Source organism: Streptomyces sp. iso_384 (assembly GCF_056172905.1).
In genome coordinates, this window is record NZ_JBWBTT010000001.1 from 7,478,989 (window position 1) to 7,499,809 (window position 20,821).

General features: G+C 70.4%; 31 protein-coding genes. 30 read left to right on the forward strand and 1 reads right to left on the reverse strand.

Annotated elements, in window-relative coordinates:
• Position 1 precedes the first annotated feature (1 nt).
• On the reverse strand, positions 2-661 hold the full coding sequence (locus AC0VY3_RS33730; RefSeq protein WP_475551366.1) for a hypothetical protein: 660 nt from the start codon (positions 659-661) through the stop codon (positions 2-4).
• A 469-nt stretch (positions 662-1,130) separates the two neighbouring features.
• On the opposite strand from AC0VY3_RS33730, the gene AC0VY3_RS33735 reads away from it, so the two are divergent.
• The 30 genes from AC0VY3_RS33735 (at position 1,131) to AC0VY3_RS33880 (ending at position 20,802) form a co-directional block, all read left to right on the forward strand.
• Positions 1,131-1,385 carry a helix-turn-helix domain-containing protein gene (locus AC0VY3_RS33735; protein ID WP_475551367.1) on the forward strand — a complete coding sequence of 85 codons (255 nt, stop codon included), beginning with the start codon at positions 1,131-1,133 and terminating at the stop codon, positions 1,383-1,385.
• A gap of 107 nt (positions 1,386-1,492) precedes the next feature.
• Positions 1,493-2,524 carry a DUF6907 domain-containing protein gene (locus AC0VY3_RS33740; RefSeq protein ID WP_475551368.1) on the forward strand — a complete coding sequence of 344 codons (1,032 nt, stop codon included), beginning with the start codon at positions 1,493-1,495 and terminating at the stop codon, positions 2,522-2,524.
• Complete coding sequence (locus AC0VY3_RS33745; protein ID WP_475551369.1) at positions 2,521-2,721, forward strand: hypothetical protein; 201 nt, start codon at positions 2,521-2,523, stop codon at positions 2,719-2,721. The genes AC0VY3_RS33740 and AC0VY3_RS33745 overlap by 4 nt, the downstream gene beginning before the upstream one ends.
• Positions 2,718-3,158: a hypothetical protein gene (locus tag AC0VY3_RS33750; RefSeq protein ID WP_475551370.1), complete on the forward strand. Its 441-nt coding sequence runs from the start codon at positions 2,718-2,720 to the stop codon at positions 3,156-3,158. The genes AC0VY3_RS33745 and AC0VY3_RS33750 overlap by 4 nt, the downstream gene beginning before the upstream one ends.
• Before the next feature lie 96 nt (positions 3,159-3,254).
• Positions 3,255-3,533 carry a hypothetical protein gene (locus AC0VY3_RS33755; RefSeq protein ID WP_475551371.1) on the forward strand — a complete coding sequence of 93 codons (279 nt, stop codon included), beginning with the start codon at positions 3,255-3,257 and terminating at the stop codon, positions 3,531-3,533.
• Complete coding sequence (locus tag AC0VY3_RS33760) at positions 3,530-6,154, forward strand: hypothetical protein (RefSeq protein ID WP_475551372.1); 2,625 nt, start codon at positions 3,530-3,532, stop codon at positions 6,152-6,154. The genes AC0VY3_RS33755 and AC0VY3_RS33760 overlap by 4 nt, the downstream gene beginning before the upstream one ends.
• A 224-nt stretch (positions 6,155-6,378) precedes the next feature.
• Entirely contained in the window at positions 6,379-6,900 is a 522-nt protein-coding gene (locus AC0VY3_RS33765; RefSeq protein ID WP_475551373.1) for a single-stranded DNA-binding protein, read from the forward strand.
• A 15-nt stretch (positions 6,901-6,915) separates the two neighbouring features.
• Positions 6,916-7,563: a hypothetical protein gene (locus AC0VY3_RS33770; protein WP_475551374.1), complete on the forward strand. Its 648-nt coding sequence runs from the start codon at positions 6,916-6,918 to the stop codon at positions 7,561-7,563.
• Positions 7,564-7,603: 40 nt separating this feature from the next.
• Positions 7,604-7,837 carry a hypothetical protein gene (locus AC0VY3_RS33775; protein WP_248584684.1) on the forward strand — a complete coding sequence of 78 codons (234 nt, stop codon included), beginning with the start codon at positions 7,604-7,606 and terminating at the stop codon, positions 7,835-7,837.
• Positions 7,838-7,970: 133 nt separating this feature from the next.
• Positions 7,971-8,147, forward strand: a complete 177-nt coding sequence (locus tag AC0VY3_RS33780) for a hypothetical protein (protein ID WP_475551375.1) — start codon at positions 7,971-7,973, stop codon at positions 8,145-8,147.
• Entirely contained in the window at positions 8,144-8,419 is a 276-nt protein-coding gene (locus tag AC0VY3_RS33785) for a hypothetical protein (protein ID WP_475551376.1), read from the forward strand. The genes AC0VY3_RS33780 and AC0VY3_RS33785 overlap by 4 nt, the downstream gene beginning before the upstream one ends.
• Complete coding sequence (locus AC0VY3_RS33790) at positions 8,416-8,640, forward strand: hypothetical protein (RefSeq protein WP_475551377.1); 225 nt, start codon at positions 8,416-8,418, stop codon at positions 8,638-8,640. The genes AC0VY3_RS33785 and AC0VY3_RS33790 overlap by 4 nt, the downstream gene beginning before the upstream one ends.
• Positions 8,637-8,999: a DUF6907 domain-containing protein gene (locus AC0VY3_RS33795; RefSeq protein WP_475551378.1), complete on the forward strand. Its 363-nt coding sequence runs from the start codon at positions 8,637-8,639 to the stop codon at positions 8,997-8,999. The genes AC0VY3_RS33790 and AC0VY3_RS33795 overlap by 4 nt, the downstream gene beginning before the upstream one ends.
• Positions 8,996-9,814: a DUF2637 domain-containing protein gene (locus tag AC0VY3_RS33800; protein WP_475551379.1), complete on the forward strand. Its 819-nt coding sequence runs from the start codon at positions 8,996-8,998 to the stop codon at positions 9,812-9,814. Before AC0VY3_RS33795 ends, AC0VY3_RS33800 begins: the two co-directional genes overlap by 4 nt.
• Positions 9,811-10,224, forward strand: a complete 414-nt coding sequence (locus AC0VY3_RS33805; protein ID WP_475551380.1) for a hypothetical protein — start codon at positions 9,811-9,813, stop codon at positions 10,222-10,224. The genes AC0VY3_RS33800 and AC0VY3_RS33805 overlap by 4 nt, the downstream gene beginning before the upstream one ends.
• On the forward strand, positions 10,221-10,727 hold the full coding sequence (locus AC0VY3_RS33810; RefSeq protein ID WP_475551381.1) for a hypothetical protein: 507 nt from the start codon (positions 10,221-10,223) through the stop codon (positions 10,725-10,727). Before AC0VY3_RS33805 ends, AC0VY3_RS33810 begins: the two co-directional genes overlap by 4 nt.
• Complete coding sequence (locus AC0VY3_RS33815; RefSeq protein ID WP_475551382.1) at positions 10,727-11,353, forward strand: hypothetical protein; 627 nt, start codon at positions 10,727-10,729, stop codon at positions 11,351-11,353. Before AC0VY3_RS33810 ends, AC0VY3_RS33815 begins: the two co-directional genes overlap by 1 nt.
• A 220-nt stretch (positions 11,354-11,573) precedes the next feature.
• Positions 11,574-11,795, forward strand: a complete 222-nt coding sequence (locus tag AC0VY3_RS33820; protein WP_475551383.1) for a hypothetical protein — start codon at positions 11,574-11,576, stop codon at positions 11,793-11,795.
• 182 nt (positions 11,796-11,977) lie between these two features.
• Positions 11,978-12,424, forward strand: coding sequence for a hypothetical protein (locus AC0VY3_RS33825; RefSeq protein ID WP_475551384.1), 447 nt, complete (start codon positions 11,978-11,980; stop codon positions 12,422-12,424).
• Between the two features lie 197 nt (positions 12,425-12,621).
• Complete coding sequence (locus AC0VY3_RS33830; RefSeq protein WP_475551385.1) at positions 12,622-13,056, forward strand: hypothetical protein; 435 nt, start codon at positions 12,622-12,624, stop codon at positions 13,054-13,056.
• A gap of 7 nt (positions 13,057-13,063) precedes the next feature.
• Complete coding sequence (locus tag AC0VY3_RS33835) at positions 13,064-13,267, forward strand: hypothetical protein (protein WP_475551386.1); 204 nt, start codon at positions 13,064-13,066, stop codon at positions 13,265-13,267.
• Positions 13,268-13,332: 65 nt separating this feature from the next.
• Positions 13,333-13,560, forward strand: coding sequence for a hypothetical protein (locus AC0VY3_RS33840; protein WP_475551387.1), 228 nt, complete (start codon positions 13,333-13,335; stop codon positions 13,558-13,560).
• Between the two features lie 173 nt (positions 13,561-13,733).
• Positions 13,734-13,943 carry a hypothetical protein gene (locus AC0VY3_RS33845; protein ID WP_475551388.1) on the forward strand — a complete coding sequence of 70 codons (210 nt, stop codon included), beginning with the start codon at positions 13,734-13,736 and terminating at the stop codon, positions 13,941-13,943.
• 138 nt (positions 13,944-14,081) lie between these two features.
• The gene (locus AC0VY3_RS33850; RefSeq protein WP_475551389.1) at positions 14,082-14,564 is read left to right on the forward strand and encodes a phage terminase small subunit P27 family; all 483 of its coding nucleotides are present in this window, start codon (positions 14,082-14,084) and stop codon (positions 14,562-14,564) included.
• Positions 14,565-14,580: 16 nt separating this feature from the next.
• Positions 14,581-16,395, forward strand: a complete 1,815-nt coding sequence (locus AC0VY3_RS33855) for a terminase large subunit (protein ID WP_475551390.1) — start codon at positions 14,581-14,583, stop codon at positions 16,393-16,395.
• Between the two features lie 15 nt (positions 16,396-16,410).
• Entirely contained in the window at positions 16,411-16,605 is a 195-nt protein-coding gene (locus AC0VY3_RS33860) for a hypothetical protein (RefSeq protein ID WP_475551391.1), read from the forward strand.
• Between the two features lies 1 nt (position 16,606).
• The gene (locus AC0VY3_RS33865; RefSeq protein ID WP_475551392.1) at positions 16,607-18,610 is read left to right on the forward strand and encodes a phage portal protein; all 2,004 of its coding nucleotides are present in this window, start codon (positions 16,607-16,609) and stop codon (positions 18,608-18,610) included.
• Positions 18,607-18,804, forward strand: coding sequence for a hypothetical protein (locus AC0VY3_RS33870; protein ID WP_475551393.1), 198 nt, complete (start codon positions 18,607-18,609; stop codon positions 18,802-18,804). Before AC0VY3_RS33865 ends, AC0VY3_RS33870 begins: the two co-directional genes overlap by 4 nt.
• Positions 18,801-19,523: an HK97 family phage prohead protease gene (locus AC0VY3_RS33875; RefSeq protein WP_201106598.1), complete on the forward strand. Its 723-nt coding sequence runs from the start codon at positions 18,801-18,803 to the stop codon at positions 19,521-19,523. Before AC0VY3_RS33870 ends, AC0VY3_RS33875 begins: the two co-directional genes overlap by 4 nt.
• Before the next feature lie 52 nt (positions 19,524-19,575).
• Positions 19,576-20,802, forward strand: a complete 1,227-nt coding sequence (locus AC0VY3_RS33880; RefSeq protein WP_475551394.1) for a phage major capsid protein — start codon at positions 19,576-19,578, stop codon at positions 20,800-20,802.
• The last annotated feature ends 19 nt before the right edge of the window (positions 20,803-20,821 follow it).

Genomic DNA, 20,821 nt, shown 5'->3' on the forward strand with positions numbered 1-20,821 from the left:
ATCACACATCGCGCGGAATTGGCTGCCGATCCATCTCTTCCTGCGCAAAGGACCTGCCCACGCCTGCGACTGGCCTCTGATACTTCGCCGATTGATCAGCCGTTCCACCTGCGGGCGAGAGGAACCCTTTCCGGCGGGCGGCACCAACCCATTTCGCCGCGGTCGAGTGCGCCACCCCGAAAGATTCCGCAACGGCCTTCGTTGGCGGCTCCCCCTCCTCGGCCGATTCGGTGTAAACCCTAACCACTTCGCGAAGGTGCTCATCGGTGATCCGATAGCGCTTCCTCGCCTCCGGCGTTGCGCTCTCAGCAGGCGCCCTCTTGTACAGGTCAACCCCTGTACGAGCTGCGACCGCCGCTTGGTAGGCAGCCGAGCCGGCGGAAGACGATTCACGCTCCTCCTCTACAGCCAGGAATCGCGTCATCTCGGCTACCGCAAAGGGTTTCCACCTTTCGGGGGGAAACTCTTTCACGAGGTACCCAACCCACTTGCCGAGGTCCATGTCCACGCCGAATACCTCGCGCACTTCAAGGCCATCATTCAGGACCTCAAAAGAGATGATCAGCGCCCCGCCGAATTCGCTGGCTCCATCCAGGAGTTCGGGCCAGTGCAGCACCATCTGAAATCGCGCCGGCAACAGGACATAGCCATACCGCTTCATTTCGGGCTCAGGGTATCGACCCTCGTCGAAATTCCACCCGTCGGGCCACACCGAGGCATGCCAGTGGGGTGGCAACTCTGTCTGTGTACTCACAGGCCCACCCTGCCCGACTGGCAAGGCATTGGCAAGCTCAACCCTGAAGCGGCAAGCCGCTCTGTCACGCCACGAGACGCCATGACACGTCACGACACGTTCTGACGCCGCAACCCTTGCCGCAACCTTGCCACTCAGCAGCCTCGGCAGTTCACCCGAAACAGCCCCTTGAGGCGACCCACGCCAGCGCTAGAGCCAGGGGATTTTTGTCGCATACCCATAGGACACAGGCACTTTGGCGGGACTCGCCGACGAGCAGAGCCCCAACCAGGCAACCGAAAACGCCGAGAACTCCCGAGAGCCGCCGAGAACCTCCGAGCGCTTCCGGCTAGGAAGTACGGCTTGTCTATGGCAAGGGTATGGCTATGATGCAGATGTGACCGGAACCAAAGCCTTGATCCTGGCCCGCGTGCGAGCCGACGTGGCCAACGGAGATGCCGAGAGAGTCCGCAGGTCTGCCCACCTCACGATCGGTGAGGTCGCAGCAGCGTGCGGCGTGGATCAATCCACGGTCTGGCGCTGGGAGAAGGGGATGCGCCGCCCACATGGCGGCGGCGCGATCGCATACGGAGAGCTGATCTCTGCTCTCCGTGCGCAGACCTCACTCGCAGACGGCCAGAAGACACCGTGACCAGCACAGCGGCGAGCAGCGCCGCAAACGACAACAGCGCCCGGGCGGCTACCCAAGCGCTGTTTGTCGAGCAGTTCGAAACCACGGCTAAGCAGATCGGAACACTCATGACTACTCTACCGAAGGCCACCAACAGCGCACAGACGAACCTCGGCCAGCCGGAACCGGCCGCCGCCCAGTGCACGGTCTACCCCTGGTGCGCCGAGACTGGCCAGCACACACTGCACGTCTCCGCCTACACCGAGGCCCCCACCCCCGACGGATACGGCGACTGCGTCCTCCCCGCAAACGTCATGGCCGAGGACGGCCCCGACGGCGTCGACATCAGCGTCGGATGGCTCGACCTCAACCTCACCGCCGAGCAGACCCGGGCCCGGGTCTCCGAGCTCCACCGGCACCTCGACACCGTGGCCGCGCTCGCCAACATCGTCGCCGGCCAGGCCCCGCTGGAGCCCGGCACCGAGACGTACTCCGTCACCGCCGCCGGCGCGAGCGGAGCCCTCATCAGCTCGGAGATCTACCACCTCGACGACCCCCAGCCCGGCGAGCCCGCCGCCCGGATCGCGGTGTTCGGGCAGCCCGAGGCGGACGACGACCTGGACGTCGCCGGTGCCGACCAGCTCGTCGCCGACCTGGAGCAGTACCTCCCCCGGCTCCGCGCCCAGCGCAACCACCTCGCCACCCTCACCAGCAATGAGGGTGACCGGCACAGTGTCCCGGTCACCGCAGCCCAAGGGTGTACCAACCTGGTACACCCCCAGGCGGTGCGTACCCCTGGCGAGGCCGTAAACAGCGCTGACCCCACCCCGGGCCACTTCCCGTGGTGCAACACCGCGGCGTGCATCACCCACCGGTACGACGAGCGCGACGGCGGCGGCAGCTACGTCGAGCACGCCGGGCACGAGACCACGGTCACCCTGGCCGACGGCGGATACCCCGAGGACGCCATCGCCATCACCGCCGCTCTCGGCAACGACGAGGCCCTCACCAGCGGAACCCAGGTGTACGTCAACGTCGGCGACCTCAACGCGCTCGCCTTCGACCCCGCCGGGGTCGACCAGCTCATCGGCCAGCTCGACACCCTCACCAGCGCGCTGCGGACCATGCGCGGCCAGATGGGCAGCGAGGCCCGCCCGTGACCGAGAAGCAGACCACCGGCACGGCCGGGGACCTCACCGTCCCCGGCCGCCCGGCCGGTGTCGCCCACGGGGACGCCGCTTACTGGGCGCGTGTCCGGCGCATCGTCGCCACCGCCCCGCCCCTGTCCAACCAGCAGCGCGCGACGATCCGCGCCGCACTCAGCCAGCCGGCCACGCCGAAGGAGAAGGCAGCATGAGCGACCACACCGTCGGCCAGTGGCCGGTCAAGCAGCCCGTCCGCCTCGCCTCCGTTCCGGCCCCGGCCACGGAGCCCGCGCCGGTGGCGCCGCCCGTCGTGGTGCCGGTCCCCGAGGTGCGGCTCGTCGTCACCGTCGACCTCACCGGCCGCTACGACCGGAGCAGCGACGTCACAGCGGACCTGTACGAGCAGACCCGCCACTCCACGGACTGCCACACCGCGGTCGTCCGCCTTGGCGAGGAGGCCCTGCGCATCGGGTTCGGCCTCGGGCAGGCCATCGCCTCCCACTTCTACCTCTCCGCGAAGCACATCGAGGTGCACGTCCCGGCCGGAACCCGGTGGGCGTTCATCGTCAGCGACGTACAACAGCACCTCCGCAACATGACCGCGGACCACGCACGGATGCTCAACTCCATGCGGACGCCCGGCGGCTGACCCCAGGAGCGCACCGCCGCCCGGGCCGTATCTGCGGCCCGGGCGGCACGCGCCTCACGAACACCACCGGCCCCGCTCGTAGAAGAGAGCACGTTCGTGACCAGCACCACCACCCTCCCTATCTTCGGGAAGGACACCGAGCCCCGGCCACCGACGGCCCGGCTCGGCATGGCCGCCGCCGCGGCCCGCCTCGTCGCCTACCGGGACGCCCACACCGGCGAGCTCCGGGCGCACCTCGTCGTGGCCTGCCCGTTCTGCGACTGCCAGCACATCCACCCCGCCGGCCCCGCTTCGGCGCCACGCACCTGCCCCCGGCGGTCCCGGTGCGTCGGCCGCCCGACCGGCAGCTACTACTTCCCGGCGGTGCAGCAGTGACCGAACCGCTCCCCGCCCCGGCCGTCGTCGACAAGGATCTGGTCCACCGGTCCCTGGCCTTCCAGTACCAGAACGTCCCCGGGCTGCTCAGCATCTGCAGCGACGCCGACTGGACCGGTCGCCGCTTCACCACCGACGAGGCGGGCATCACCGCCGCCGTCGACTACGTCCTCCAGCTCGACACCCGCGACCCGAAGGGAATTTACGCGCAGGTCACCACCCTGCGAGAGCACCCCGAGAAGGGGCGCGGCGGGAAGGACCTCGCGCACGCCGTCACCTTCATCTGGGCGGATGGAGACTTCGGCGGCCTGGGCCACAAGCCCGGACCCGACGAGATGCCCCACCCCGACGACGCCGACCACGTCCGCCAGATCGTGGCGTCGTCCGGACTCCCCGAGCCCACTGGCTGGGTGCTGTCCGGCGGCGGCCTCAACCCCGTCTGGATGCTCGAAACCCCGTACGTCATGGAGACCGCCGACGAACGTGCCCGCGTCGAGGCCATGACCGCCTCGGTGCAGACCATCCTCGGCGCCGCCGCCTACGGGCACGGCTGCACCTGGGACACCCAGGTCGGCAACCTCGACCGGCTGATGCGCGTGCCCGGCACGGTCAACAGGAAGGGCGGGCAGGCCCGGCCGACGGGCAGCGTGCCCGGCAGCGGACAGCCCGTGCCGTTGCAGCTGATGCACGAGCAGGTCGCCGCCCTGGAGCCCGCGGCCCGCGCGGCACTAGAGAAGGCTGTCGTAGAGAAGCGCGCCCGCCAGGACGCCCGGAACGGGCGGCCCGCTGTCCCGCCGCCGCGCGCCCGCGCGACGAGCACGGGCGGCAGCGGCGTCTTCGACATCCTCGCGTCCATGCTCACCTTCCGGGACATCCTGGAGCCCGCCGGGTGGACGTACCGCGGTACGTCCGGCGGCCGCGAGAAGTGGCTGCGCCCGGCCAGCTCGGAGGGCGCGGCCGAGAGCGAGCACAGCCTCATGTGCGACGACCACGTCGCGGTGAACTGGTCGGAGCGGTCCGGGCTTCCGGTCGGGCAGCAGCCGTCCGGGCGGAAGCTGACCGTCCCCACCCTGTGGGCGCATCTGCACTACAACGGCGACGAGCGCGAGGCTGCGCGGGACGTGCTGCGCGCGGCCTACGACCAGCCGTGCGCGGCGCCCGCCCGGTCCCTGCCCTCACCGGCCCTGGCACGGGTGAAGCAGCAGTGCCGCCCGCCGCGCACCGAACACCCCAGCCCGCCGCCGCCCGCCGACCTCTGGGGGCCGGGCCACCTGACCGAGCCGGAGCCCGAGCACGACCGCCCGGGTGGCGACCAGCCGGAGCCGAAGGCACACCCCGGTCTCCTGCCCGAGGAGTTCTGGAACGCGCGCCCCGTGTTCCAGCACATCCGCCTGGCCGCCCACGCCGAAGGGTCCAGCGGCGATGTGCTGTTCTTCTCGCTGCTCGCACGCATGTCGGCGATGGTGTCGCACCGCATCGCCGCCGTGTCGGGCATCGGCGGCCGCGCATCGCTGAACATGTTCGTCGCGGTCGTGGCCGCGTCAGGCGGCGGCAAGTCGATCGGCACGAAGGTCGCCCGGGCGCTGCTCCCCCCGGTCGATCCGGAGTTCCGCGACGGGCTCCCGATCGGATCCGGGGAGGGCATCGCCGAGGCGTTCATGGGCACGGTCGACGAGGAAACGGGCGAGATCCACGCCAAGGGCCCGCTCAAGGGCGACCCCGTCACACGGAAGGTCCGCAAGCAGGTACGGCACAACGCCTACTTCTACGTCGACGAGGGCCAGACCCTGGCGAGCCTCGCAGAACGCGCCGGCAGCGTGCTGGGCGAGACGCTGCGCCGTGCCGCGATCGGCGAGACCCTCGGCCAGACCAACGCCTCCGAGGAACGCACCCGGTACGTGGCGGCGGGCTCCTACAGCCTCGGCATGGTCGTCGGCTTCCAGCCGTCGACCGCCATGCCGGTCATCGCCGACGCCAGCACCGGCACCCCGCAGCGATTCCTCTGGGCCTGGGCCGCCGACCCGTCGATCCCCGACGAGCCGCCCGCCTCGCCCGGCCCGCTGCCGGTCAACCCCGCCTCCGTCCAGCCGATGGAGGACCTCAACATCGTGCTCCCCGAGCGCATCCGGCGGATGCTCTGGACCGAGCACGTCGCACGGAACCGCGGCGAGCTGGAGATCGACGAGCTCGACGGCCACGCCAACCTGATGAAGGTGAAGATCACTGCCCTCCTGGCGCTGCTCGACGGCGGCCGCGTCGAAGCGACCGAGCAGGACTGGGAACTCGCCGAGATCGTCTGGAAGTCCTCGTGCACCGTCCGTGCCGCGCTGATCCAGCGAGCTGCCCGCGAGGCCGAGGCTGCCCGGCGGCGCGAGGAGGACGCCAAGGTCGCGCAGGAACTCCGCTCGCACCAGGCGAAGAACGACACGGACCGCAGCCTGGAGCGCATCGCCCGCCTCGTGAAGAAGCACTCGTCGGCCGTTGGCGGGATCACGTTCGGCGAGCTGAACCGTCGGCTCAGGAGCAGCGACAGGCCGTTCCTGCGGCGGTCCGTCGAGGTCGCGGAGACCCGCGACTGGGTGTTCGTGGAGGGCGATCGGGTCTGCGTTCAGACGGGGTGAGCGATGTGGACATGTGGACGCGTGGACGGTTGTCCACGTCGTCCCGTCCCTCAATCCGCCACGCCCCTAACTAGTACATAAAGGGACATAACAATGAATTATTTCACTCCCGCGACGCGAGACGGGCCCATGTGGACGCCGTCCACGTTGTCCACGTCCACATCCCGCGTCCACGTCCACGCGCACGCCCACTGCTTGATCAAGACCAAGAAGGAGAACTCCTGATGGCAGGCGAGACCACCATCACGATCGTCGGAAATCTGGTCGACGACCCCGAGCTCCGCTTCACCCCGGCTGGTGCCGCCGTCGCGAAGTTCCGCGTCGCCTCCACCCCCCGCATCTTCGACCGGCAGACCAACGAGTGGAAGGACGGCGAAGGCCTCTTCCTCACCTGCTCCGTATGGCGGCAGCAGGCCGAGAACGCCGCCGCCACCCTGGCCCGCGGCATGCGGGTCATCGTCCAGGGCCGGCTGAAGCAGCGCTCCTACGAGGACCGGGAGCAGGTGAAGCGCACCGTGTACGAGATCGACGTCGAAGAGGTCGGCCCGTCGCTGCTGCGCGCGTCGGCCGCCGTGACGAAGAACCCGTCGGGCAACGGCGGCCAGGCGCAGGGCGACGCGTGGGCGGGGGCCAAGCCCGCCGAGCAGCAGCAGACCGGCGGCGGGTGGGCCAGCAGCCCGCCGCCCGCCGCAGCTGCCGCCCCGGAGGCGCCCGCCCCGGGCTACTCGGACGAACCCCCGTTCTGATCGAGGAGACGAGCGATGCCCACCACCTGCCTGCTGTGCGAGCAGCCCGACGAGACCGGCAGCTACCTCTGCCCCGGCTGCACCAAGGCCACCCGCGTCCGCCTGGAGGGTCTGCCCGTCCTGTACCGCGGCCTCGGCGCGCTCCTCGCCCCGGCCGGCGGCGTCGGCCAGGGCCGCTCCGGCAAGGGCGGCCCCGCGCCGATCCCCGTCTCGCTCGACGTCCTCGACGTCCGTGGCCCCGGCGGCATGGCCGGGCTACTGGAGTCCTGGGTCGACGCCGTCCGCCACGACCGCGGCCGGCCCGAGCCCGCGCACACCGGGAGCCCCGAGGGCCGTGTCGACCGGGCGTGCGGCGAGCTGCTCGGCCACATGCCGTGGATCGCCGTGTCGTGGCCGGAGGCCGGCGAGTTCGCCGGGGAGATCCGGGACCTTGCCCGCTCGGTCTCGTCGATGATCCGGCCGCCCGCGCCCGAGCGCGGCGAGCGCATCGGGAACTGCCCGGCGGTCGACCCGTCCGGCGCCCTGTGCGGGGCAGCGCTGCGCCTGAAGCCTGGGGAGAAGGCGGTGCGGTGCGAGTGGTGCGGTAACTGCTACCCGCCCTACGTGTGGGCGCAGTTGAAGACGTGGATCGACGAGGACACGAAGGCCCGCGATGCGGCCTGAAGCTGGACTATCACTGCCCCCCAGTGATACGGTCCGGGGGATGGAAGCGAAACCCTGGCGGGAACGGGTTCGCCTGGAGGAAGAGCTGCTCGAACAGCTCCAGACCAAGGTGAACGCCGCAGCCAAACGAAGGGCGGCAGCTCTCGCCGAGGGCGTCGCCGAACTCGGAAGCGTCTACGCAGTCGCCAAGGACCTCGGCAAGGGCTGGACCACCGTCGACCAGGCGATCAAGAAGAACGGGCCCACTCGAAAGGGCCCCACCACAACCCCATAACGCAGAGCGGGAGCCGGCCAACAGCTCCCCCCGGTGCTCGAACACCGGAGGGGCGCGCGCGTCGACCGACTCCCTGACGCACCGAGGCGTATCAGCGCCCCGGCACTTCCCACGAACGAGATAAGGCCTCGTCATGGACACCGTCGATCGTATTGCATTGCCATACGGCAGCGGGGTGGGTGGCACCCCGCCCGACCGGCGTCTGATCGCCGTCGGCACCATCAGCCGCCACGGCGGCCGCACCACCACGGTGCGCGCCACCGAGGCCGGCGTCACCGGCACCATCCGCCCCACCGGCGGCGCCCGATGACCACGCCCCTCGTCCTCAGCGACGACACCGTGCTCCTCCTCGGCCAGTTCGCCGACACCCTCGACACCCAGCGGCCCGACGCCGAGATGCGCGAAGAGATCCGCCTGGCCCGCGCCCTGGTCTTCGCCGAGCAGCTGCACGGCCCCACCGAGAAGGCGTTCGCCGCCGAGCAGGACCTCCTCGCCGCCGCCCCCCGCGTCCGCCACGGCCAGACCAGGGCCGGGTACGCCGCGCTCCTCCGCCTCGTCGCCCGCGGGGTGAGCGCCGGATGAGCGTCGACACCAGCGCGCTGCACGCCCCGCTGTTCGACCCGGCCGACGACCTCCCGTGGGTGCCGTCCCTCGACGCGGCCCTCGCTCAGGCCCGCCGGGTCCTCGCGGAGAAGGCCAACGCGAACATCCACGACCACGACGAAATGATCCGCGCCGCCGTCGGCCTGGAGATGCGCCTCCGCCAGCTCGTCGCCGCCCTCGACCAGGAGGCCAGCCGATGAGCACCCCGCGCACCGTCACGGTGCCCACCTCCGACCGCGGCCCGGTCACCGTCGAAGAGCCCTCGTGGTGTGTCGGCCACGCCGGGCAGCCGGTCGACGCCCTGGTCGACCTCGGCCACCGCAGCGTCGAGCACCCGCTCGGCCAGCCCGGCGACCCCGTTGGCATCGCCCTCGTCTCCCAGTACCCGCACGGCAACGGGCCGCGCGAGACCGGCCTGTTCGTCGAGCAGACCGCGCTCGCCATCACCCTCGACCCCGGCGCCGTGCGCGAGCTGGCCGCCGACTACGAGACTGCGGCCGCGCAGCTGCGACGCCTCGCCGACTGGCTCCACATCCTCAAGGCCGGTGAGGGCCAGTGAAAAAGGACCCGCTCGTCTGGGGCGCCCTCGCCGCCGTCCTGGTGGTCCTCGCGTCCGCCGAGTACGACCTGGCCCGCGCCTGCGGGTTCGGGAAGTACGTGGCCGCCGGCGTCCCGGCAGCCCTCGACATCTACGCCATCCGCGCGCTGCGGGCCAAGCGCGACGTCCTGATCGTCGTGGCCGCCCTCGTCGCGGTGAACGCGGCCAGCCACCTCGTGTCCGCCGGGCTGCTGCCCGTCGACTGGCCGCTCGTCGTCGCCGTGTCCGCCATCGCCCCGCTCGTCCTGTGGCGGGTCCACCGGCTCAGCGAACCGGCGGCCGAGCCGGTCACGGTGACCACCCCGCCGCCCGCTGTGCCGGCCGCCCGGCCGGCGCCCGAGGTGGTGCCCGCAGGGATTCGACCGCTCCCGATCGTCTCCACCAAGGTGACCACCCCCGAGGCACCACCCGTACCGGCCGAGCCGCCGACGGTCACCCTCGAACGACTCGCCGCCGCCGGGCAGGTGGTCACCCGGCCGGTCACCGTCGAGGCCTTCCGCCCCATCGCCTGGCCCACCGCCGGGGGCCCCGGTGCCACCGTCGCGGTCCGCAAGATGACCGCCGCCGTACCCGCCGACGAGGTGCGGCAAGTGGTCACCGTCCCGGTCACCATCACCCCGTCCGAACTGCGAAAACAAGCCCGCGCGCTCAACCGGGAGCTGGTCAGGGACACCGGCCGCCCGGTGACCATCGAGCGGCTCCGCGACGAGTACGGGCTGTCTCGCCGCGACGCCACCGAGCTCCGCCGCCACGTCGTCGACGGGGGCCGGTCATGACCAGCCCCCAGTACGTGCCGCCGCCGAACTACCCGCCCGCCTACGCACCGCCCCCTGTCTACGAGCAGACCCACCCCGCCGCCGAGCACGCCTCGGCCAAGACCCGGTGGTTCACCAACGCCCGGCCCGTGTGGAACCTCACCGCCGTCGGGGCCGCGCTCGCCCCCCTCTACGAGGGCTACAGCCTCGCCACCGGCGCCGGAACCCTCCTCACCGACATGGTCAACACCGGCCACCCCAGCGGCGCCTGGACCATCGACATCGCCGTCCTCGCCACCACCGCGTACATCAACCACACCCGCGACACCTGGGTCAGCCGGGTCCTCCTCTTCGCCGCCATCGCCGGATCGATCCTCACCCTCCCCTGGCTCAACACCGTCCTGCGCCTCATGACTGGAGCGACCACGTGAACACCGCACTGTCCGTCGGCGGCCTCGCCATCGGCCTCGCCGTCCTCGTCTGGTACCTGCTCCGCTGGTGGAACGCCCAGAAGGCGGTCAAGACCGGCAAAGACTGGCGCAGCCTCAGCCCCCTCGCCTCCGGCATCGCCCTCGGCATCCTCGCCGCGTCCTGCGCCGGCGGACTCCTCGGCACCGTCGCCGGATGGGTCCGCAACCTCAGCAACATGGCAGGCGACAAAGTCATCACCGGAGCCACCGGAGCCGCCACCCAGACCGTCGGCACCGCAGGAGTCCCCGCCCTCACACCCGGCGGCGCGATCATCGTCCTCGCCGCGTTCGTGTCCCTCTTCGCCCTCTGGAAGAAGATCAAGGACACCAGCCGAAAGCCCCTCGCCTTCGGCGGCGTCGCCGGAGCCACCCTCGGCATGAGCCCCGGCATCGCCGGAAGCGTCGCCATCGCCCTCATCCCCCTCGTCAACGAGGCCGGGAACAACCTCCTCGGGATCCTCTGATGACCCCGCTCCAGCGCGCAGCGCGCCGTCTCGTCACCGGGCACCGCCGCCAGGCCGCCCACCTCGTCGGCTGGGTCAGCGAGAAGGGCGAGGCGAAGTCGACCGCCGCCCGGTCCGCGGTCCTCGCCGCCGCCGGCTACGTCCTGTGGCAGACCATCGACCGCAGCCCCGCCGTTCTGTGGATCCTCGCCGTCGCCTGGATCGCCGCCGCCTGGCGGGCTGCCCCGAAGCCCTCTGCCCCCGCCCTCGCCGAGCCCCCGGCCGACCCCCGCGCGTCCATCGTCCAGTGGCTCACCGAGACCATCGGCGACCGCCCCGGCATCCACCTCTACGAGCTGTACCCCACGATGCGCCTCCTCCCCGGCATGGGCCACCACGACGACACCGCCCTCCGCGGGGCGCTCACAGAGCTCGACATTCCCATCACCCGCAGCCTCACCATCGGCGAAGTTAAGGGCCGCTCCGGTATCCGCCTCGCCGACCTGGCCGCCCCCCTCCCCTCTCGGGAAGACCAACCCCTCTCCAAGGGCGAAGACGCAGGTGAGACCGCCTGCTCTACCCCCGAAGAGCAGCCGGAGAGGGCCCCCTCTTCCACCGAAGAGCCCACCCGAGAGAAGGCCCTCTGATGCTCCGGACGCTCCTCGCCACCCTCCGCAACGACGTCTACTGCGCGGTCTGCGGCTGGTGGTACCCGCCCCACGGCCACTGACCCTCAACCCGAAGGTCTGTAAGGTCCTCCAGCTCCTGGAGGTGTAGCTACACCCGGGCCCCGGCCGTCACCACGACGACCGGGGCCCGACCATGTTGCGGAGATGCGCAACATGGTCAACCCGGCACACTGGGCTCATGGAGTACCAGCGCCCGCCCATCGGCACCCTCACCACCCGCCTCGCCGCTCTCTCCGCCGGCGTCCAGCCCGCCACCATCCGCGACTGGGTACGCCGCGGCCTCCTCACCCGCTGCGGCGGCAGCCCCAAGCGCCCGATCTACCGCCTGACCGACGTCGAAGCAGCCCGATACGCCGCCAAGCCCACACGCAACAACCAGCGCACCGTCAAGGCCGCTTGACCTGCGGCCTTCCATGCGCCACGATTTGAGCACAACACGCATGCCCACAAGCCCCCGCAGCGGCCACCGGTCCCGGGGGCTTCGCCGTGTCCGGAGGTGAGCCCCACGGCCTAAACCCCGGGCAGCGGCACCCCCAGTGCCCGATGATGGCCCCTCACGCCACGCAAAGTCCTGGGGGGACCATGCGCACCAGAACCACCCTCACCACCGCCACGGTGGCCGCCCTGCTCGCCCTCACCGGGTGCAGCAGCGAACCCGACCCGAAGCCCGACATCGCCGCCTGCAAGACCGCCATGGTCAAGCAGGTCGACCAAGCCATGGCCGCCGGCGAAGAAGCCGTGGACGGCAAACGGCCCGCCGCATGCGACGGAGTCGACGACAAGACGCTTGAGCGCCTCGCTGGCGAGATCACCAAGGACAAGACAGCAGAGTTCTTCGGCGACACCCCCGAGGACACCACCGAGGACGTCGCCGGACAGCCCTCAGCTGACTGCCGGGCCTGGATCGAAACCGAGCTCGTCAGCTCCGGCGCCATCGACGCAGCCGGCGGCGTGGACGTCTGCGGCGACCTCACCGACGCCGAAATGGATCAAGCCATCAAGGACGTCACCAACGACCGCACACCCTGATCACAGGAGGTGAGCGCCCGTTGCCGGCAACCCGCGCAACGGGCGCCCCCACAGCCCCCTCGCCGCCACGCTGAAAGCCCAGAGTGACCCATGCCCCCGCAAAGCCCACCGGCCCCGAAGGCTTTGTCGTATCCCGGACACGAGCACCGCTCCTGCCCGATGATGTCCCCCTCATCACGTTCATCCCTGGGGGGACCATGCGCACCAGAACCACCACTGCCGCACTCATTGCGGCCGGCCTGCTCCTGACACTCACCGCCTGCGGCGAGGACGACACCACCGCCATGCCCAGCGCCCCACCATCACTCACCGAGGAGCAGCGCGCCAGCGCCCGCGCAGCCGCCGGCCTTGCACCCGAGCCCAACGCCACGGACCGTTACAAGTTCCTCGAAGCCCTAGACGCCATCGACCGGCGCATCGTGGACGGCAAGGAAGACAAGGCCGTAAGCCGAGGCCTCAACCAGTGCAGCTCCATCAAGGGAGCCAGCGGCAACGAGGACAAGCAGGTAGAGCTGGTGAAGCAAACCCTCAGCCGCTTCACCATCGACACACGCCTCCCGGAGATCGCCAACCCGGAGACCGGCGCCGAGATCCTGGCCGCCGTACACCAGAACCTCTGCCCCGACTTCTGAGGCGAACATGAGCGAGCCACAGAAGACCTACCCGTGCTGCGCCATCCCGCTGTTCCTCCTGCTGATCCTCGTCATCATCGGGAGCTGCGCCAGCAGTTCTGACGACGCCGAGGACACACCCGCCCCTACCGTTCCCACCATCAGGGATCCCGGATACAGCGACAGCCTCTGCGAAGGCGACGACTACCTCGTGTACGACGACTGCCGCTGACCACACACCACCAGGCCCGGCCGCGCACACCGTGCCGCCGGGCCTCGGCACGCCAGGAGGCACCCATGGCCACGTCCATCAGCGTGCAACTCCCGCCCGTGCCCGACCACATCACCCGGGACACCCTGCGGGACATCTGCCGCCTCCTTGGCCTCGACCCCCGCGACGTCAGGGACATCAGCCTGGGGATCGCCGAGATGACCGCCACGCTCTACCTGAAGAGCCCCGACGGCCACAAGATCCGTTACGGAGAAGACGCAGCCACCACCGTGGTCAGCATCCCGTTCGACTGATGCGGGAGGCGAGCATGCCGAGCCGAGCACCCAAGAGGTGCACCACGGGGGGCTGCTCCGGCACCCCCACCCCTGGATCGGCCAAGTGCCCCCGGTGCGCCCGCCCCCGGCCCCGCCCCTCCGCCTCTGCGCAGGGCTACGGACGCGAGCACGAGCAGCGGTTCCGTGCTGGTGTGCTGGAGCGCGACACCACGTGCGTGCTCTGCCGGAAGGTGCCGGCGGTGCACGCGGACCACTGGCCGCTGTCGAAGCGCGAGCTGGTGGCGCGCGACCTGGACGAGCACGACCCGAGGCGCGGCCGCGGCCTGTGCCACTCGTGCCACTCCTCCGAGACCGCGAAGCATCAGCCAGGCGGATGGAATCGCCCCGGCCCGGAATACTGAGCGTCACCGGGGAGGGGGGCTCAAATCCCTGGCCCGGGGACCCGCGGAACGCGGGGGGGAGCCCTCTCTCGCGCTGACAGGTTTTCGGATCCGCCGTACCGGGGCCCCCGCCGTAACCGATCGTGACCGGAGGTGATCATGGGGCAGCGTGGACCGGCCGGGAAGCCGACCGCCCTGCGGGTACTGCACGGCGACCGCAAGGACCGGATCAACACCGACGAGCCGCAGCCCTCCGAGCTGGACATCGAACCCCCGGAGTGGCTGAGCGAAGACGCGGTCCAGGTCTGGGAGCAGCTCGCCGACGACCTGATCGGCAAGGGTGTCCTGACCGCGTGGGACACCGAGGCCTACGCGAACTGGTGCGACGCGGTGGTCCGCCGGCGCGACGCCGCCGAGCACATCGCCGAGGAGGGCGCGGTGGTGGAGCTCCCGGTGTTCAACAAGAACGGCGAGCTGACGGGCCACCGCCAGGGCAAGAACCCGTGGCTCCTGGCGCTGGACGCCGCCGACGCTCAGGTCCAGCGGTACGGGGCCCGGTTCGGTCTCACTCCGTCCGACCGCAGCCAGCTGAAGATCGCCCCACCGAAGAACGCGGGCGGGGCGGAGCGGCTGCTGTCCTGACCGTCCGGGGGTGGTCATGGCTGCGCGGACCACGGCCAGGCCCTCGAGGTCGAAGGCTGCGACGCGCCCGCCCGGCCGCCGGCGGGCGCGGGCGCTGCGGATCGACCACACCAAGCGGTGGCGGCCGCGCTCGCGCAAGGGCGGGCGCTGCGGCTACACCCTGGACGGCCTCACCTGCGAGCGGGTCGGCGCGCACTACTGCGAGCCGCGCGCCACCCGGGTCGTCCGGTTCTTCGCCGAGCTCCTCGTCCACCCCGCCGGCGCGCTCGCCAACACACGGTTCGAGCTGTCGCCGTGGCAGGAACACGAGATCATCCGGCCCCTCTTCGGAGAGGTTCACTGGTCGGGGCAGTGGGGGCGGTACGTCCGCCGCTACACCCGGGCCACGATCGTCATGGCCCGCAAGAACGGCAAGTCCGCCCTGCTCTCCGGCATCGCGCTGTACATGCTGGTCGGGGACGGCGAGGAGTCCGCCGAAATCTACGGCGCGGCCGCCAACACCCGCCAGGCCGGGAAGGTGTTCGAGCCCTGCACCAAGATGGTGCGGAAGTCGCCGATCCTCGCGGCGCGGCTGGACCACATCAAGAACCAGCGGCGCCTGGTGGACGAGCAGACCGGGTCGCACTACGAGGTCATCCCCGCCGACGCGGACAACGAGCTCGGTCACAGCCCGCACTGCTTCATCCTGGACGAGGTCCTCTCACAGCCGGACGACAGCCTGTGGAAGGCGATGCGTACGGCGGCCGGCGCGCGCACGCAGCCGCTGATGATCGCCATCACCACCGAGACGTCCGATCAGGTCAGCTTCGGTGCGGAGTTCATTGACGAGGCCGACCGGGTCATGGAGGACCCGGCCCGGGCGCCGCACCACTTCGCCTACGTGCGGAAGATGCCGCGCACGGTCGATGAGCTCGAGCGGCTCTGGCGGCTGTTCCCCGCGCGGCCGGAGCTCCCGGTCAGCATCGACCCGTGGGACGAGGCGAACTGGCACTGGGCCAACCCAGCGTTGGGGAGCTTCCTGTCCATCCAGTCGCTGCGCGAGGAGGCCGAAGAGGCCCGCCAGAACCACTCCGCGGAGAACGGTTTCAGGCAGTTCCGTCTCAACCAGCGGGTCTCCCAGATCACCCGCTGGATCCCGATGGACCTGTGGGACATGAACGCGAGGGAGATCGCCCCGGCCCCGGGGTGGATCACGAGCCGACTCGAGGGCCAGCGCTGCTGGGGAGGACTGGACCTCTCCTCGAAACTGGACCTCACCGCCTGGTCGCTGCTCTTCCCCGATGGGTCGATGACGTGGCGGTTCTGGGCACCGGAGTCCACCGCCGACCAGCTGGACGACTACACCGGCGGGAAGTTCTCCGAGTGGGCTGCCGACGGGTGGATCACGCTCACCGACGGCGACACGATCGACTACGACACGATCTACGACGACGTCGAAACCGACCACCACCTCTACTCGATCGTGGACGTCACGTACGACAAATGGTGCGGTGAACCGGTCCGCCAGGAGATCGTCAAGCGGACTCGGCTGAAGATGATCGAGTCCGACACCACGTACACGAAGATGACGCCGCCGATGGCGGAGTTCATGCGTGGGCTGAAGGCCCGGGAGTACGCCCACTACGGCAACCCGGTCGCCCGGTGGATGGCCGACAACCTCGAGTGCAAGAGCCCTCGAGACGACCCGGACCGCATCCGGCCGGTGAAGCCCGACCGCGGGAAGACCGGCAAACGCATCGACGGCATGCCGAGCCTGCTGTTCGCCATCGACGGCGGGATGCGCGGCCTGCCACCCCCGTCCATCTACGAAACCCGGGGCATGACCGGGTAATCCGAAGGGAGACCCGTGGACCCCGTGGACCGCTGGGACGTCCTGGCCCTGCTCGGCGTCACCCTCATCGGCCTCGGCCTGTTCCTCCTCGCGCCGTGGCTCGGCATCACCGTCACCGGGGCGGCGCTCCTGGCCGTCAGCGCCGCCGGTGCGCACGGCGCGAACAGAGCGGCCAGGACCCCGGACCAGCAGCTGCAGAAGGGAGCCTGAGATGGGTCTCATGCGCAGCGCGCTCTCCGGGATCGCGACCCCGGAGAAGTGGGTGGAGGACTGGATGCGCGGCGGGTCGAACAACTCCGCCGGCATCCGCGTCGACCAGGACACCGCCCTCACCTACAGCCCGTTCTTCGCCGGGGTGCGGGTCCTGGCCGAGGATCTCGGCGCCCTGCCGATGTTCCTCTACGAGCGCCTGGAACCGCGCGGCAAGCAGCGGGCCACCGGGCACCCGCTGTACGCGCTGCTGCACGACCAGCCCAACCCGATGATGTCGGCGGTCCAGTTCAAAGAGACGCTCATGGGCCACGCGATCACGTGGGGCAACGGCGTCGCGTACGTCGTCAGCAACAAGCGCACCGGCGTCATCGAGGAGATGTGGCCGCTGCGCCCCGACCGCCTCACCATCGGCGTGAAGCGCACCGGTCCCGGCCAGTTCGAGCGCCGCTACCGGTACGACGACGACGTCAACGGCATCCACGTGACGCTCCTGCCGCACGAGGTTTTCCACATCGCCGGTCTCGGCTTCGACGGGGTGAGCGGCTACTCGGTGGTCACGCTCGCCGCGAACGCCATCGGCCTCGGCCTCGCCACCGAGCACCACGGCGCGAAGGTTTTCAGCAACGGAGCCGCGCCGGGCGGCGCCCTGTCCCATCCGGGGCACCTCTCCCCGGAGGCACGCCACCGGATGGCGGACGACTGGGAGAACATCCACAAGGGCATCGACCGGGCGCACCGGGTGGCGATCCTCGAGGAGGGCGTGACCTTCCAGCAGGTCGGCATCTCCAACGACGACGCCCAGTTCCTCGAGACGAGGAAGTTGCAGGTCACCGAGATGGCGAGGTGGCTGCGCCTGCCCCCGCACAAGATCGGCGACCTGGACCGGGCCACGTTCTCCAACATCGAGCAGCAGCAACTCGACTACATCCAGGGCGCGTTGAACATCTGGTTCGTGCGATGGGAACAGGCGGTCCTCACCCAGCTGCTCCTGCCCGAGGAGCGGACCACGTTCTACGCCGAGTTCCTGGTCGACTCCCTGCTGCGCGGCGACACCGCCGCCCGGTACGCCGCCTACGCAGTCGGCCGCCAGTGGGGCTGGCTGTCCGCGAACGACGTCCGCGAGCGGGAGAACATGAACCCGGTGAAGGGCGGCGACGCCTACCTGGTCCCGCTCAACATGGTCCCCGCCGGCGGGGAGCGCGGGGCGCTGGAGTCGAACGCGATGCGGCGCGCGCGCCTGATGCGCGGGCGGGCCAGCACGGTGCGGGACAAGCTGGCCGACGCGTACGGGCCGAAGATCCGCGACAGCGTGGCCGAGCTGGTGGCGTTCGAGGTGGACAAGGTCACCGCGCTGGTGGCCCAGCATCTCGAGCCGGACCGGGGCAGGCTGCGGACGCGGTCGCTGTCCGGATTCCTCACCGCGCTCAGCGCCCTGTACGCCACCGACGGGCCGGTGGCCGAGATGCTGGGCGAGCTGTGGGTCCCGCTGTTCACGGTGTTCGCTGCCGACGTCGCGGCGGACGCGGCCGAGGAAGTCGGGGCCGAGGACGAGGACATCGACCTCACCGTGTGGGCCCGCGCGTACGCCCTGGCCCACGTCGCCTACCAGGTCGCCTCCTCGTACGGGCAGCTGCGCAGCGCAGCCCAGTCGGCGGACACCCCGGAGGCGATCGTCTCCGACGTCCTGGCCCGCCTCGCGAAGTGGGAGGACGAGAAGCCGGACAAGGTCACCCGCTGGGAGACGACCCAGCTCCCGAACGCCGCGGCCAGGGAGACGTGGAAGGACGCAGGGGTCACACGGATCCAGTGGGTGGCGCGGGGGTCAGAAAACTGCCCGTACTGCACAAAGCTGGACGGCTCCATCAGGGAGATCGAGGACCCGTTCGTGGCCAAGGGCGACGAGATCGACGGCGACGAGGACGGAGAGAAGCTCGTGGCGAAACGCGACACGTTCCACCCGCCGGTGCATGCCGGCTGCCAGTGCCAGGTGATCCCGCTATGAGCAACCCATCCGTGGAGTACCTGCGCGGCTGGCGCGACGGCTACGGCGAAGGCCTCGCCGACGCGGCGGCGGGCTCCGATCTCAGGGACGACCCGCCCGACGGGCAGCGCCGGCAGAGCGCCCCGCCGCGCGACCGACAGCAGGGCGGGCCGCCCCGTGACCGGCAGATCAACGAACCCAGGAGGGACCGATGAAGCGCACCCAGCACTGGACTCGCGGATATGTCGAGCGGGCCGACGGCGCGTGGAAGCCGGGTGATCCGCTGGGGATCATCGCCGCGACGGCAGGCCGCAAGGGCGACGGCCTGGACCTGCAGATGAAGGGCGCCGACCTCGGCCGGTTCCAGTCCAACCCCGTTGTCGGCTACGGGCATTCGTACTGGGGCCGGGACGGCCTGCCGATCGGCCGATCCGACAAAACGTGGATCGACGGCGACCAGCTGAAGATGAACGTGGTCTTCGACCAGGCCGACGATTTCGCGGTCAAGGTGGAGGGCAAATACCACGGCCGGTTCCTGAACGCCTTCAGCATCGGGTTCGACGTCTGGAACATCAACGACGCCGGAGTGCCCGAAGGCTGGGAACTCTTCGAGGTCTCCGCCGTCCCGCTGCCGATGGACCCCAACGCCATCGTGGAATCCGGGCGCTCCGCCCTGGACCTGATCCGCGGCCTGGACGTGCGGCAGACGCCGGACGAGTTCGCGCAGGCCGTCATGTCCAAGCTCGCCGAACTCGACGCCGTCGGCGCCCGGGCCGGGGCGGTCCTGTCCAAGAAGAACAAGACCCTCGTCACGAACGCACGCGACGCCCTGCAGGAACTCCTGGACGGCGCCGGCGGAAGTGACGACGAGGACGACGAGCGCCAGGCGCCCGCCGTCGACAACGCCCGGCTGCTGCGGCTCGCCGGTATCTGACCCCCCGCGCCGCGCAGCCGCGCGGGGCACCACACATCGAACGGAGACACCCGTGAAGATTCGGGAGCTGCGCACCAAGCGCACCAAGCTGGGCGCCGACGCCCGCGCGATCATGCAGGAGGCCGAGGACGCGGGCCGCTCCATGACGCCGGAGGAAGAGACCAAGTTCGACAAGCTGATGGACGAGCGCGACGGAGTCGACAAGACCATCGAGCGGGCCGAGCGCCTCGAGGACGACGACCGCAACGACGACATCGAGGACGACGACAAGCCGAACGGCGGCCGCGGCGGCGACGCCGCCATGGGCGCCCTGCGCACCTACGTGCTCGGCGGCCGGTCCGCCCTCAGCGAGGCGCAGGCCCGGGCGCTGAACGCCGGGCACGACCCCGAGGGCGGATTCCTCGTCGCCCCGCAGCAGTTCGTCCAGGACCTCCTCAAGGGCATGGACGACATGGTCGTCCTGCGCGGCCTGGCGACCGTGCACCAGCTGAAGACGGCCGAGTCCCTCGGGGTCCCGACGATGGATTCCGACCTGGACGACGCCGACTGGACGAGCGAGCTGGAGACCGGCACGCAGGACGACGGGATCCGGTTCGGGAAGCGGGAGCTGCGCCCGCACCCGCTGGCCAAGCGGGTCAAGCTCAGCCGCAAGCTCCTGCGCGCGGCGGTCCTCAACCCCGAGACGCTCGTGCGGCAGCGCATGGAGTACAAGTTCGGGGTCACCGCCGAGAAGGCCTACATGACCGGCGACGGCAACCAGAAGCCGCTGGGTCTTTTCACCCCGTCCCCGTCCGGCATCCCCACGTCGCGGGACCTCGACATCTCCACCTCGGGAACCGGTTTCGTCAACGGTGCCGGGGGAAGCTCGGCGGACGACCTGATCACCGCGAAGTACACCCTCAAGGGCGGCTACCACCGCAACGCCCGGTGGCTGTTCAACAAGATGATGATCGCCTCCGTCCGCAAGCTGAAGGACGGCGACGGCAACTACATCTGGAAGGCCGGGATCAGCGACGACCAGGGCGACAAGATCCTGGACCTCCCGTTCGTCATGTCCGACTTCGCCCCGGCCACGTTCGGCGACGGCGACTACGTCGGGATGCTCGGCGACTTCTCCTACTACTGGATCGCCGAGGCGCTCTCCTTCGAGGTGCAGCGCCTGAACGAGCTGTACGCCGAGAAGAACCAGGTCGGGTTCATCGGCCGCCAGGAGGCCGACGCCATGCCGGTCCTGGCCGAGGCTTTCGTCCGCCTGCAGTCCAACGACGTCGTCGCCTGACCCGCGCCCCGCGCAGGCC

Coding starts and splice junctions, on each gene's coding strand:
- AC0VY3_RS33805 (WP_475551380.1), top strand. CDS start 9,811: ATGACCAGCCCCCAGTACGTGCCGCCGCCGAACTACCCGCCCGCCTAC.
- AC0VY3_RS33815 (WP_475551382.1), top strand. CDS start 10,727: ATGACCCCGCTCCAGCGCGCAGCGCGCCGTCTCGTCACCGGGCACCGC.
- AC0VY3_RS33840 (WP_475551387.1), top strand. CDS start 13,333: ATGGCCACGTCCATCAGCGTGCAACTCCCGCCCGTGCCCGACCACATC.
- AC0VY3_RS33855 (WP_475551390.1), top strand. CDS start 14,581: ATGGCTGCGCGGACCACGGCCAGGCCCTCGAGGTCGAAGGCTGCGACG.
- AC0VY3_RS33780 (WP_475551375.1), top strand. CDS start 7,971: ATGGACACCGTCGATCGTATTGCATTGCCATACGGCAGCGGGGTGGGT.
- AC0VY3_RS33785 (WP_475551376.1), top strand. CDS start 8,144: ATGACCACGCCCCTCGTCCTCAGCGACGACACCGTGCTCCTCCTCGGC.
- AC0VY3_RS33750 (WP_475551370.1), top strand. CDS start 2,718: ATGAGCGACCACACCGTCGGCCAGTGGCCGGTCAAGCAGCCCGTCCGC.
- AC0VY3_RS33795 (WP_475551378.1), top strand. CDS start 8,637: ATGAGCACCCCGCGCACCGTCACGGTGCCCACCTCCGACCGCGGCCCG.
- AC0VY3_RS33825 (WP_475551384.1), top strand. CDS start 11,978: ATGCGCACCAGAACCACCCTCACCACCGCCACGGTGGCCGCCCTGCTC.
- AC0VY3_RS33775 (WP_248584684.1), top strand. CDS start 7,604: ATGGAAGCGAAACCCTGGCGGGAACGGGTTCGCCTGGAGGAAGAGCTG.
- AC0VY3_RS33765 (WP_475551373.1), top strand. CDS start 6,379: ATGGCAGGCGAGACCACCATCACGATCGTCGGAAATCTGGTCGACGAC.
- AC0VY3_RS33830 (WP_475551385.1), top strand. CDS start 12,622: ATGCGCACCAGAACCACCACTGCCGCACTCATTGCGGCCGGCCTGCTC.
- AC0VY3_RS33730 (WP_475551366.1), bottom strand. CDS start 661: ATGAAGCGGTATGGCTATGTCCTGTTGCCGGCGCGATTTCAGATGGTG.
- AC0VY3_RS33835 (WP_475551386.1), top strand. CDS start 13,064: ATGAGCGAGCCACAGAAGACCTACCCGTGCTGCGCCATCCCGCTGTTC.
- AC0VY3_RS33790 (WP_475551377.1), top strand. CDS start 8,416: ATGAGCGTCGACACCAGCGCGCTGCACGCCCCGCTGTTCGACCCGGCC.
- AC0VY3_RS33740 (WP_475551368.1), top strand. CDS start 1,493: ATGACTACTCTACCGAAGGCCACCAACAGCGCACAGACGAACCTCGGC.
- AC0VY3_RS33870 (WP_475551393.1), top strand. CDS start 18,607: ATGAGCAACCCATCCGTGGAGTACCTGCGCGGCTGGCGCGACGGCTAC.
- AC0VY3_RS33850 (WP_475551389.1), top strand. CDS start 14,082: ATGGGGCAGCGTGGACCGGCCGGGAAGCCGACCGCCCTGCGGGTACTG.
- AC0VY3_RS33865 (WP_475551392.1), top strand. CDS start 16,607: ATGGGTCTCATGCGCAGCGCGCTCTCCGGGATCGCGACCCCGGAGAAG.
- AC0VY3_RS33770 (WP_475551374.1), top strand. CDS start 6,916: ATGCCCACCACCTGCCTGCTGTGCGAGCAGCCCGACGAGACCGGCAGC.
- AC0VY3_RS33875 (WP_201106598.1), top strand. CDS start 18,801: ATGAAGCGCACCCAGCACTGGACTCGCGGATATGTCGAGCGGGCCGAC.
- AC0VY3_RS33820 (WP_475551383.1), top strand. CDS start 11,574: ATGGAGTACCAGCGCCCGCCCATCGGCACCCTCACCACCCGCCTCGCC.